The sequence below is a fragment of the Clostridium sp. AF15-41 genome, assembly GCF_003604095.1.
GTDB lineage: Bacteria > Bacillota > Clostridia > Lachnospirales > Lachnospiraceae > Coprococcus.
Map to the genome: position 1 here is coordinate 37,836 of NZ_QTMQ01000014.1, position 13,596 is coordinate 51,431.

The following is a 13,596-nucleotide window of genomic DNA, read 5'->3' on the forward strand; positions in this document are numbered from 1 at the left end:
ATGTGAAAAAATATGAAATAATTTATAAAAAATCTGTGTGTAATGAATAAAGATATATCCACAGTATAAATTATGTAACAAAAGGAGATTGGGTTCATAATTCATATATTTGACTGCGGTTTGACCATAATTTTAAAAAAATGGGTTGGCAAACGGCTTCAGATAGGGTAATATAAATACAGACATCTTATGAACCTTTCATGTGGTTCGGCACGGGTGTTTTTTTTATGCCTGTGAATATCCGTTTAATGATCTGTATATGACAAATGCTGTTTATGCCTAAAGGGTTGTCCATGATATGATTAATATTCACACATCACAGTTTGATTATGTAAGAATGCACATGGGAATCGGTGGGCAGACAGAGTCAATTTTCCATATAAGAAAGAAACTTTAACCAAATAAATCAAAATAGATATCAGCAGATAATTTGTAGAAGATTACAAAAAGAAAAATTTGCTGATATGACCATGCACAAAATAATTGAAGGCAGGGCGCATATAAGGTGTCCCTGCCTTTTTTCTATTCTGTCAGTGTATCGCCGTATTCTGTTATAAAATACCAGATACCTTCAGCTATCGCAGCGGCCATGGCATCCTGATAATCGGCAGAAGTAAGTGCTTTACATTCATCTGGGTTACTTAAGAAGCCGCACTCAACAATGACGGCAGGACAGGGGCTTTTTTTCAGGATCATGTATTCGGCATTTCCTTTTACAGGTCTTTCATTATCGGGATCGATATTGGATTGAATCGAGCCGTGGATACTTTCGGCGAGCAGCTTCCCCTGTTTTGAGTCTGTTAAATAGAAAACCTGAGCACCATGTACTGAAGGATCGGTGAAACTGTTTTGGTGGATACTGATGAACAGGTCAGACTGATGTTCTGCAACAATCTGAATACGATGGTTCAGGTCTGAGGTTTTCATCGTTCCTGTTGCCTTGGTATTCAGGGAACTGTCATCCTCTCTGGTCATATAGACGACAAAGCCCATGTCGGTCAGTTTCTGTTTTAGGGCAAGGGTGATCCGGAGATTGATATTCTTTTCCTGAGAGCCATCTAACCCGATCTTTCCCGGATCGTAACCGCCGTGTCCCGGGTCCAGGGTAATGATATATTTGGATGACGTATCATTTGTCTCTGAAGTATCAGGAACTATTTCGGGAACCGGCGCTGACTGATTATCTGTATCAGGAGAAGTATCCGGCTTATAATAAAAAAGCAGGAGAACCGATAAGGAACAGAAGAAGATCAGACCGAATACAAGTTTGCGATTGATTTTTCTTAGGATAGAGGCATTTGCTGGCTTCATGGAAATCACCCGGTATACGCTGTTATTCATATCTATGCAGAGAATAGGGAGTACATGACAATATAACGCAAATAACAGGATATTTGTTGACATTTGGCAGGGCAGGAATTAAGATAAAGCATGTAAATTTCATAATGATAGAATCTGCTCAGATGCAGTCTTTTTCGTATCTGATCAGGGGGAAATTCGGTGAGAATCCGGTGCAACCGCCATTACTGTGTTAAGGCATCAGCCTTTCAGTCAGAATACCCGCAGATTTCATGAGATTTTTCCGCCACCTGTATAAGACAGGAACCAGATCGGCGGAGATGGGCAGTAAGACATTATTGCCTATACAGCTTTTGGGCGAGGGAAAAGCAGATGATGAAGAATAATAATCCCCTGCTTGGAACCAACAATTACATATTTATAAAGAAAGGAATCTACGAAATGAAACGAATCAGGACACTGGTGCTTTCGTTTTTATTTGCGTGCGCAGTTTTATTCGTGCCATTTGCAGTAAATGCAGGTTATGGTATTCAGAATGTTGCGGCAGCGGAAGAAGATGAAAGTACGACCGATTACAGCACAAAATATGTTGTGCTGTCTCTTGAGGGCTTTACGATCGGACAGGGATTTTATATCACACCGACTCGTATGTCTTATGAAGAGATTGGAAATGTCTGGAAACAGGAAGGGATAGACATTGATCTGTCTAAATTGACCGTTTCACAGGCAACTTATGCATTTTTCAAGAAAGCAGGACTTCAGACAGAGCCTGCAGGATCAAGTGCCTACAATGACAGCAACTTTTATCTGGCAAATATCAAAGGCATTGATAAAGGAACTGTAAAAGTTCCAACAGCACTCTTGGATGCATATAAGACACGTAACAATGGAAATGATCTGGAGCTGGATGACAAAACCGGTTCCGGACTCGGAGAATTTGATTACACATCATGGTCAGGCTGGATGATCACAGATGATAATGTATCTTGCAACACAAGTGCAGGAGCATATCTTGTAGACCAGGGAACCGGAGCAAATACCAATGTTCTTCGTTGGCAGTTTACACTTGCCGGTTATGGAGCAGATATTGGATGTGGATTTGAAGGAAATGAGGCATATTATGTAACACAGGATAAGACTGATCTGTATACATTATATGCAGAGAATGAAGAAGAAATTGCCAAAGATGCATCATTAAATGCAGAGCTTCTGGCAGTTATGACAGACCTGAATGCATCAGCAGATGATGTTGCAGATGCGGAATTGAAAATCAAAAAACTTAACGGAAATCTTGTATCAATCAAAATGAATAACGATGCACCATATATGACTCTTACAGATGCAGATGGAAAGACAGTGGCGGCTGGACATCCGGACAGTAATCATGTATATACAGTTGGACTTGAAAAAGGAACATATCGTTTATCAGGTTATAAATTAGTGAATGATAAAAAGGTAGATATGGGTTCAATCGATCTGGTTGTTACCAATGATGCTAAGCAGTCATATACATTATATAGCGTAACAGGAATTGCCTGTACAAATGCAGACACAGTTGACGGTTCAAAGGTATACTGGACAGAAGGCAAAGATTATACAATCACATCTAAGGTTATGTCACCGGATAGTGTAGATCGTCATGCGTCTCTTGGACTGATGCAGGCAGCAACTGCAACTGATTATGCGAGATATGCAGCACTTTGTTATGCTGCTGATATGGTTGAGGTGACGGTTACACCTTTAGGAGAGCATGTGTCAGCTTATGCTTCGAAAGTGGTATCCAATACAATCACTTCAAGCCGTTCCTATGGATATTCTATATCCGCACCGGTAGCAAGAAAGGTAACATTTACTGTACCGGAAGGAGCTGAGCTTCGTGTCGGAATCCTGTCAACCTATTATATTTACAGAGATGAAACAGGTACAAAGATAGAATCTGACGAAGAAGGTTATGATACATATGAGTATAATCTCGGAAGTGGTACTACTTATTATTATCGTGTATCCGGTGCAGGCGGTGTAACTTACTGGAACTGGGTTTCAACAAGTCAGGATGCAGATTATACAGTTACAAAAGCAGATATGTATATTGGGGATGATTCCTACAATCCGGATACTGTATATCATGATCTATCCAAGAACCTGTATGATGTTGCAGATATTTATCTTACATCAGATGAGCGTGGATATCTTTCTATGAAGAAGGGTGAGAAGTATAGTCTGGAATGTTTCCGTAACTGGCAGGCGATTGAAAGCTTTATGAATTCTAAAATATCAGAACCGGATTTCCATTATACAGTTATTGATGAAAATGGAAACCCTTCCAACGATGTAATTTCAGTTACACCGGGAGCCCATTCCGAGGTCGCAGAGATTCAGGCGAAATCCGAAGGAACAGCACTTCTTCTGGTAACATATGATGCAGAGATCAATATGGCAAGCAAAAATATGGGCGGAACAAACTTCAGTGCGATCTGGCCGGAAAATACAGGTGTTGTTGTAGTAACTGTTGATCAGGATGGAACCGGCATTCAGACCAATATGACAATCAACGAAGGAAAGAATTCAGAAAAGGCAAAAACTGCAGCAGACGGAATCGATTCACAGCTTGATGTTCTTTATTATCTGAAGGGAACAGAAGGTGCAGAGTATACATTTGCACCGGAAAGCGGAGTATCTGTATCCGTTCTTCGTCCGGAGATCGTTGGTGGAAAACTGACATATGGTGGTTTCTCGGCAAAAGATATTACAGAGAATGAGGATGGAAGCTATACGATTGCAGGACTGACAGAAGGTCCTAATGTTGTTAAAGTTACAAAGAACGGAGTTAGTACCTATCAGGTAATTCGTGCAAAAGAGGTAGAGGTTTCATATACCTATAAAGATGCCGATGGAAATGATATAACTGCGGATAAGCTTACAGCAGGTGATTCTATTGTGATTTCCTATGGTGAGAGAACAGAAGACGGAAAGCGTTCTTATAATGGTACATATATTCCTGCTAACAAACTGGCAGGTGTATATAATATGTATGGTACTATCTATCTGACAGATGATGAGGGTAATGTATATAAGGGCAAGACAACTCAGTATCCATATGCGGCTACTCCGGCTGCACAGACAGTAACAGTTACTGTTCCAACTTATTATACAGAGGATACATTTACTTTAGACGGATGTCTTCTTGAATCAGGATTTGGTTCAGTCTATGGTTCACACAGACAGATCAAACATTCTGTTGGAAAACCTATGCAGATGGCAGCCGGTACAGGTACCGCATATATGGGCAGACTTCCAAAGATGGAATTTAAGCTTGCAGATGCAGGATTTGTAAATGTTTCATTAAGTGTTAATGACAGAAAGACACAGAATGAGATTAAAGATTACACAATCAGCGTAAAGGATGAAAAAGGAAATGTTACAACTGTAACAGACGGCGCATTCAAGGGACTTGTGGGCAGAACATATTCATATGCTATTAAGGCTGCAGGTTATATGTATAAAGAAGGATCTTTTGAGATTCCGGAGGATACAACAGGCGGTCTTGTGCAGAAGTTGTACCTGACTCCATCTTCTGAACTTGCATGGGATGGAACGACAAAGACAGAACCAAAGCAGGTTGATGGTGTATATCAGATCGGAAGCGGAGCTGAGTTCTACTGGTTTGCAAATGAAGTAAATGTGAATAAGAAGGCTTCAATTGATGTAGTGTTAACGGCAGACATTGATCTTGCAGGTTATCAATGGACTCCGATTGGTGATTTTAATACTATTTATGCGGGCTCTTTTGATGGACAGGGTCATACGATTAAGAATCTGTATCAGAATGATACATCTTATTCAGGAATCTTTGGACTGGAAAAGGGACAGGTACGAAACCTGACAGTAGAAGGTAATATTTATATAGCTACCAAGACAGCTGCCGGTGCGATTGTTGGTTATCTCAATCAGGGAACAAAAGATAATCCGGCATTGATCTCAAACTGTGTTTCTAAAGTAAATATTACATACACAGGAACAAATTCTTACGCTAATATTGGTGGAATTGCAGGATATTGTAATACAAGCAGCTTAACGAATTCAGTAATAGAGAATTGTGTAAACTATGGTACGATCAAAGCTGAGAATGGTGGAACTGTAGGTGGTATTTTAGGATCCATGTCCAGCTGCAATATTACGATAAAGAATTGTACAAACTATGGTACTATTACAGCAAAGAACAGAGTGGGTGGTATTCTTGGTACTCATGATGAATACAATGCATTTGCTCCTGGAGACAAGATTATTAACTGCTATAATGCAGGTGAGATTTCCGGTAAGGAGTATGTTGGAGGAATCGCAGGTATCTTCAATGGTAAAGAATCAAATAATGCCAGCACAGAGATGACAGGATGCTACAGTGCCGGAACGGTTACAGGAAGCGGTGCTACAACAGATGTTACAGCATTTGCAGGAGAGGCAGAGGATATGATAATATCCGGATCTGTATATTCATGTACGAATGAGGTAGGAAATACATATACTGAGGATCAGGCTGCTTTTGTAGCTGCTTCTGATATAGCAGCGGTAAAAGCACTGACAACAGAGACTGTTTCCAGAGCTTCAGATAAAGAATTACTTGATCGTGTTGCTCCTGTTATCGGTATTCTTTCAAAGGTTCTGACAACACAGGATGAACAGGCATTTATAAAATTATATAATGATTTGAATGAAGCTATCGATAAAGTAAGAACTGTTAAGGTCGGTATATATGATTATACCGCAGTAAATGCAGGAATTGAGGGAGCATCTTCTGATGGTGTTGTCCTTGATGAAGTAAAAGTTGATGCAGCGACTGCAGTGGATGCTGTCGAAAAGGCATTAAAGGAGAACAATATTCCATATGTTCTGACAGATACAGGATATGGACCATATATGGAATCTATTAATGGACTGACTGTTCAGGCTGAATATACAATGTCAGGCTGGATGTTCTCATATAACCATGATGATTTTACAAATAGTGGATTGGGAACAGTTACATTAAATGATGGAGATACACTGGAATTCCATTATGAGCTTACAGGTGCGGATGTAGCATCTGCATATGCAGGACTCCCGGTATTAAAAGAACTTACAGTTGAGAATAATACATTTGCATTTGAGACAGAGACAGCATATGATGACAACTGGCAGCCAAGTTATACTTACAAGGTAAATGGTGAGGCATTTGCCGGAGCCGGTACAGAAGCAGATCCATTTGTTGTAAAGATTAAGTCAGATCGTATAACTGGTTCAGATATTACGAAGTTAGCAGTTAATTATAAGACAGAAGCAGATTCTCATTATGTAACAGTAGATGGTCTTTCAGACAGCGTGGATCTGACAGATGGAGTTGTATTCCATATCACATCCAGAGCAGGAAGAACCGCTTATTATAAGCTTGCAATAGAAAAGGTATTGACAACAGACAATACAAAGATTGAAGTTGCAGAAGCTGTTTATACAGGAGAAGAAGTAAAACCGGAAGTAAAGGTATATCTGGATGATAAGCTGTTGGCAGCAGAGAACTATGATGTGATATTTACCGATAATGTAAATGCAGGAACTGCTACCTGTACGATTAAAGGTAAGAATGAATATAGTGGACAGGTTCAGACAACCTTTGAGATTAAAAAGGCAAAGCAGGAAATCGTAGTTGCATCTACAACGCTGGAAGTAGTAGAGGGTGCAGAACCATTTGCTCTTGCAGTTGAGGCTAAGGGTGCACTTACATACACTATTTCAGCGGATGATATAGCTTCTGTAGACGAGACTGGTCTGGTAACAGTAAAGGCAGTTGGTACTGCTGATATTACGATCAAGGCGGCTGAGACAGATAATTATGAGGCAGCAGAACTGGTTATAAGTCTGACTGTTAAGAAGAATGAGGGCGTTCAGATTACTGCTGAAAATACAGTAGTCACAGTTTCGGATGTTACATATACCGGCAAAGAACAGGAGCCGGCTGTTACAGTTACTGTTGGTGGCAAAGAATTATCAGCAGATGATTATACTGTAGAATATTCTGATAACAAGAATGCAGGAATTGCAAAAGTAGTTGTTACAGGTAAGGGTAGTTATACAGGTACAGCAGAGAGTACATTTGTGATCAAGAAGGCATCACAGACGATCTCATCACAGACAATCTATGTATATAATAAATATATTGCATTAAGACCATCTGTTAAGGGTACAGTTACTTACACATCTTCTGATAAGAAGGTTGCAACCGTAAACAAGAAGTCCGGATTTGTTACAGCTAAGAAGCCGGGCAAGGTACAGATCAAAGTAACAGCCGCAGCAACAGCTAATTACAAGAAGGGAACAGGCACGATCACGCTGATCGTTGTACCTGCAACACCGACTGTACAGAAGGCTGCAGCATATAAGACCAAGGCAATCAAGGTTTCTTATAAGAAAGCTTCCGGCGCAAGTGGTTACCAGATCACATATGCAACAAATAAGTCATTCAAGAACGCTAAGAGCGCATCAGTAAGCAGTAAGAAGACAAGTGCTGTTATAAAGAACCTGAAAAAGGGTAAGAAATATTATGTAAAGGTAAGATCATATAAGAAGATCGGTGGCAAGAAGTATTACAGCGTTTACAGTAAGGTAAAGACCGTAAAGACAAAGTAATACGGAATTGCAAATGATTGGATCATAATATAAGATCATAACAGGATCTTGATACCGGCTGTCATAAGTTGGATATACAAATCTGACGATGTGACAGCCGGTATTTATTATAGAAAGAGCAATTGCGCAAAAAAGGAGACATATTCATTTTATGGCTGACAGATTTACGACGAGAGAAGACTGTATAGAAATGCTTCAGGAAGCTTATAAGAGGTTGAACAGGTATCCGAAGAAATCAGATTTTACGGTAGAAGAAGTTGCGGCGATCAAATCATTTCTTGGACCATGGCCGAGAGCCTTGGAAGCCGGTGGGATTCTTCCCGACCATTCGGCTGAGCGGGAAGCCGAAAAGAAACAGAAAAGGATCGCAGCGAAGCGCAGACAGACGCAGTATAAGATTGAGCGTCAAAAAAATAACAGGAAAGATGAGACCGTAAATGAAGATGATAAATGAAAAACTCCAGATGCCGGGAAACGCATCTGGAGCTAGTCTGAAATATGAGGGGGCTCAAGAGATTATAGGATAGTACCTTTGAGCAAAATGGCAACAAACAAAATAAAACAACATGTTGCAAAGATACCAAACTTAACTTTGAGATAATTGCAGCGGGCGAAAGACCTCTCTGTCTCAGCGTAAGTGCTGCACTCATTCCTGTTCTGTTCTCTGCTTGAATACTTCATAAGCACCATCCCTTGTCTTGATGATGTTACTATAAAACCTCTATGCATCATAATCTGCAAAAAAATGCATCAATTCTGCATATTTCTTATAAAGAAGTATTAAGCATCTGTTAATTATAAAAATATCGGTTCATCTGGTAGAAGAACAATCCGTTTTTCATATAAAAGTTGTATTCTTCTGTTGTATCGGCTTCTAATTCCATACTAATCTCCGTAGTGTAAGTATAATAGGTATGAGCGGTCAGAGGTGTTCCTGTCAGCTTTTCAAATAGCTGCAGATCAGAATCCGGTATCTTTGTTGGAGTCATACCTGCACCGCTTCCGGATCCTTTCTCAAAGCTGAGCTCATAATAAGAGGCTAATATATCGTATAGAGTGTCAAAACAAGTGTCACTGAACGTAGTTGAATTACCGACATGGCTTCCTAAAAAGTTATACAGTGGAAGTATATAATCATTGTAATATTCCAGTTCTACCAGACTTCCTTCATTATAGAAAGTGTTGGAATTAGGATCCAGATTCATTGTAAATGTAATCAGTTTGTTTGTGTCATAATCCAGGAAGCAATTCATTTCAAATCCAAAATAGTAGATATTAACCACCCATATCGTAAAACTGCGGTAAGAATCTTCGTCTGAGGTTGCGAGATATTTGGATATATACATCTCGTAGATACCATTTACAGTAAAATCACAGGAGAAATAATCGGAGAAATACGATGTCAGTTCATTTACGGTTATATCATGAATCTCACTGTAGGAATGCTTGTCCGTATAATCAAAGTTCAGATCGGTGTAATAACATTCTCCGTTTATGATGTTGATCTTCTCAAGCAGTGTCAGTTTATTTGTTACATCGAGATTGTTCGGACTGATCTCATGGCTGGATACGGAATTCAATGTTTTCCTGTCCTGAATACGAAAATACAGATTCGAGGCAATGATACAGATCACAAAAATTGCAATGCATATTATAAACCAGAGAAGATTCTTGTATAGGAAATGAAGAATACCGCGTGCTTTCCCGGTATGTTCGACAGAGGAAACAGTACCTTCTTCACTTTCATTTATCATATCATTTACTTCTGATTCAGAGATGTCATCGTCTTCCTTATGGGCAGCGGTCAGTTCATAGGAAGCAATGACAGATTCTTTATTTTCTTCGTTACTCATGATGTGCCGCCTCCTTTATATTTGGTAATGTAATAGTGACAACCGTACCGCGTCCGACGGCACTCTTGTATTTGATCTTAGCCTGATGGATCTCTGCGATCTTGCTGCAAATAGCAAGTCCGAGTCCGGCACCGCCCTGCGCACGGGATCTGGATTTGTCGATTCGGTAGAAAGCTTCACTGATTCGTGTGATTTCTTCCGGTGGCATTCCCCGTCCGTTATCTTTGATAATGATTACATAATTATCATCCCTTACAGTTCCTGCTACATGGATAAGTCCGTTGTCGTCGATCGCTTTTCTGGCATTATCAATGATATTGATGATCAGAGACTGAAAGAGGTCAATGTCCATCATACAGCAGCCCTTTCGGCAGCTTGACTTTAATGTGATATGTTCCTTTGCCAGCTCCGGCTTCATAACATTGATTACATTTCGGATCGCAAGGGCCGGATCAGTCGGTGTCAATATAGTTTCCTGATTCTTAACGACCAGCAGATCTAGTAATTTCAAGGATAAGCTCTCCAGACGTTTTCCTTCTGAGAAGATATAGTTGGCTGCTTCATTTGTTTCGTCTTCACTCATATTCTGGCTTCGCAGAAGGTCGGCATAACCGATGATCGAAGTCATAGGAGTCTTTAATTCATGTGCGAAGCTTCCCATAAACTGTTCCTGTTTTTCCATAGAGAAATGAAGCTCTGAGATGTTATCTTCGATAGTATCTGCCATGTTGTTGAAATCATTTGCGAGTGCCTCAATCTCATCGCCGGAGTGGATGTGCAGACGGGCAGAGTAATCACCGTGGGAGATATGCTGCGCAAGTGATGATAATTTTTCCAACGGCTTTGTAAGCAGGCTGGCTGCGATCATGGATGTGATACTTCCAACAACGAAGATCGCGATCAACAGCAGACGGAATGTATTCTGTTCCTGCGCACGAGCAGCATACACGGAAGTGATGTCATAGACAATGTCCATCTGTGAAATGTCCAGATTTTCTGTATTGATATCCATGGAACTGCATAATTGCAGATAGTAGTTATTATTTTCTCTCCAAATGATCGAATTACAGGTATTTTCATCCGATGGTTTCATTTCTTTATATGTAAAGGATGAATTCATGATGCTTACGACTTCCATATCCGAATTTCGAAGAATGATATTCTTGCGATTGGAGTTGCCCTGGGCGGAAAGCTGGTTAATGATATTAGACATGTCGATATAAGATGATACAGAATTTGTATCAACAGCAATCAGCAGAGTACTCTGAATACTCTCATAATTTAGCAGGTCACTGTCGATGGTGGAAGATAACGAGGTTTTGAATGATCGGTGGATCAGTATGGTTCCTCCCAGACCGAAGGACAGTCCCAGAAGTACAACCATACATAATACCAATTTATGCTTAAATTTCATAGAAACTCCTTTTTAGATCTCCAGACGATATCCAATCTTGTTAATGGTTTTTAAGCAGTCCTCCAGTCCGAGCTTTTTACGCATACGCTGAACATGGAGCGCAACTGTGCGGCTGTCACATGGATAGTCGCCGCCCCAGATACGTTCATAGATCGTTTCACGATAGAGGGCAACGCCCGGATTCTGTGCAAATAACAGCAGCAGTTCATATTCCTTGTTTGTCAGAGGAATCTCCCTGCCGTTTTTGGTAACGCTCATTGCGACAGTATCGATCATCAGATCACGTATGGCAATCGTTGTATTCAGCTTATTATATCTCCGGAGTACAACCTCGATCCTTGCAAGAAGCTCGACGATCTCAAATGGTTTCACGATATAATCTTCAGCTCCCATCTTCAGACCCATAACACGGTCGTTTAAGGAATTCTTTGCTGTGATAAAGATTACAGGGATTTTTAACGGCTTTATATATTCAAGGACATCATAACCGGATGCACCCGGAAGCATGATGTCGAGCAGAACCAGGTCAAACGGATTTTCTTCTAATATATCGGCTGCAGCCAGACCGTCATAGATACAGGTACAGGAATATCCCGCCTTTGTAAGACTCATTTTGATCAGATTGGCGATTGGCTTTTCGTCTTCTACTACTAAAATATTAATCATAAATACATAACCTCCTGCGGGTCGACCTTAAATGACCCCATACGAATTAATTCTACTATATTTTAGAAGAACATAAAAGAGAATAATGCTGAAAAAATGAGATTTAAGGTTTTGTCCTGCCCCCTCCCGGCTGTCCACCACCCCCCACTTCATGTCTGCTCCCTTCCGGCCGGATCCTTTGCATATAAACTCGCATATTTTCTATGAACTGTACCTGCCTTATTTGCTCATGCTCCTGTGCAAACTCGCCTTCGGCTCAAACATGCACCCGCATTCGCTGGCAAGGTACAAGTTCATAACGAAAATGTTGCTTTATGTTTATATGCAAAGGATCCGGCCGGAAGGGAGCAGACATGAAGTGGGGGGTGGTGGACAGCCGGGAGGGGGCAATGCGGAACATTGGGTAGTTCACAAGATGTTGTTTAGATGGTATATTAATAAAGATTGGATGTAAATGGATACACTGTGTGGTTAAAAAGGGCAATATTTCTTAATAAAGGACAATGATGAATTATGACAAAGGATGAACTTCAGAGATTGGAACATAAGATAATGGATGGATATCGTATCAGCAGGGAGGAAGCAGAACTGCTTATCGATGTAGATCTGACAGAGCTTTCTGAAGCAGCAGACCGGATTCGACAGCATTTTTGTGGAAATGTCTGTGATGTCTGTTCTGTGGCGGCGGTCAAGGTAGGACAATGCAGCGAGGATTGTCTGTACTGTGCACAGTCAACAAGAGCAAAGGATAAAGTTCCGGCAGAATGTGTGCTGGGCGAGAAGGTATTGACGGATATAGCGGTTCAGGATAAGAGCAGAGGCTCTTATCGTTATGGACTGGTGTCTGTTGGCAGGCGACTGTCGAAAAAAGAGGTAGAGCTTGCTGTTTCAAATGTTGCGGATATAAGAAAAACTGCGGATATCCATGTGTGCGCATCCCTTGGTATGTTGGATAAGGAGGATTTCACGAAGCTGCATGAAGCAGGGATGACGATGGTTCATAATAATATGGAGACATCGGATGAATTCTTTAAGACCTTATGTACTACGCACACCTCAGATGATAAGAGAAAAAGCATCCGTGCGGCGAAAGCAGCCGGCATGAAGGTGTGCAGTGGTGGACTGATCGGACTGGGAGAGACACTTTCTGATCGAATTGATCTGGCATTTTCCTTGAGAGAGCTGGATGTGGATTCTGTTCCGATCAATATGTTGAATCCGATTCCGGGAACTTATTTTGAGCATCAGGAACCGATGAAAGAAGATGAATTTCTTCGTACGGTTGCAATCTTTCGGTTTGTTCTGCCGGATACATTTATCCGCTTGGCTGCCGGAAGGGCATTTTTGCCTGATAATGGAAAGGCGGCACTTCGAGCCGGTGCAAATGCGGTTATCAGCGGTGACTTTCTGACAACGACAGGAATTACATTTGAGACAGATCTGCAGATGATACGTGAGCAGGGGTACGAGGTCGGAGCACCAAAGCCCGGCACCCGCATGGACTTTTAATCGATATTGTTTCGTCCCACTGGCCGACTGAATACTCTGTATTAGACTCGCATATTTTCTATGCATTGCACTTGCCTGATCCGCTTATGCTTCAGTGCAAACTCGCCTTTGGCTCGGACATGCACCCGCATTCGCTGGCAAAGTACAATTCATAACGAAAATATTGCTAATGTCTATATACAGAGTATTCAGTCGGCC

The 13,596-nt window shown here is 40.9% G+C and carries 7 protein-coding genes and 1 riboswitch; of the genes, 3 read left to right on the top strand and 4 right to left on the bottom strand.

Annotated elements, in window-relative coordinates; genetic code table 11:
• Positions 1-522: 522 nt before the first annotated feature.
• On the bottom strand, positions 523-1,311 hold the full coding sequence (locus tag DWW43_RS10010; protein ID WP_119963483.1) for an N-acetylmuramoyl-L-alanine amidase: 789 nt from the start codon (positions 1,309-1,311) through the stop codon (positions 523-525).
• Positions 1,312-1,438: 127 nt separating this feature from the next.
• Positions 1,439-1,583: riboswitch (cobalamin riboswitch) on the top strand.
• Between the two features lie 88 nt (positions 1,584-1,671).
• On the opposite strand from DWW43_RS10010, the gene DWW43_RS10015 reads away from it, so the two are divergent.
• Positions 1,672-7,956 (top strand): Ig-like domain-containing protein, encoded by a 6,285-nt coding sequence (locus DWW43_RS10015; protein ID WP_119963484.1) that lies wholly within the window; start codon positions 1,672-1,674, stop codon positions 7,954-7,956.
• 151 nt (positions 7,957-8,107) lie between these two features.
• On the top strand, positions 8,108-8,410 hold the full coding sequence (locus DWW43_RS10020) for a hypothetical protein (protein ID WP_119963485.1): 303 nt from the start codon (positions 8,108-8,110) through the stop codon (positions 8,408-8,410).
• 337 nt (positions 8,411-8,747) lie between these two features.
• Here DWW43_RS10020 and DWW43_RS10025 read toward each other — a convergent pair whose 3' ends face one another.
• Genes DWW43_RS10025 through DWW43_RS10035 form a run of 3 tightly spaced genes read right to left on the bottom strand, consistent with a single transcriptional unit; the run spans position 8,748 to position 11,889 of the window.
• Positions 8,748-9,809, bottom strand: coding sequence for a hypothetical protein (locus DWW43_RS10025; protein ID WP_119963486.1), 1,062 nt, complete (start codon positions 9,807-9,809; stop codon positions 8,748-8,750).
• Positions 9,802-11,223, bottom strand: coding sequence for a HAMP domain-containing sensor histidine kinase (locus tag DWW43_RS10030; protein ID WP_119963487.1), 1,422 nt, complete (start codon positions 11,221-11,223; stop codon positions 9,802-9,804). The genes DWW43_RS10025 and DWW43_RS10030 overlap by 8 nt, the downstream gene beginning before the upstream one ends.
• Positions 11,224-11,235: 12 nt before the next feature.
• Positions 11,236-11,889: a response regulator transcription factor gene (locus DWW43_RS10035; protein WP_008400283.1), complete on the bottom strand. Its 654-nt coding sequence runs from the start codon at positions 11,887-11,889 to the stop codon at positions 11,236-11,238.
• 513 nt (positions 11,890-12,402) lie between these two features.
• Here DWW43_RS10035 and bioB point away from each other — a divergent pair.
• Positions 12,403-13,398: a biotin synthase BioB gene (gene bioB, locus DWW43_RS10040; protein WP_119963488.1), complete on the top strand. Its 996-nt coding sequence runs from the start codon at positions 12,403-12,405 to the stop codon at positions 13,396-13,398.
• Positions 13,399-13,596: the final 198 nt, after the last annotated feature.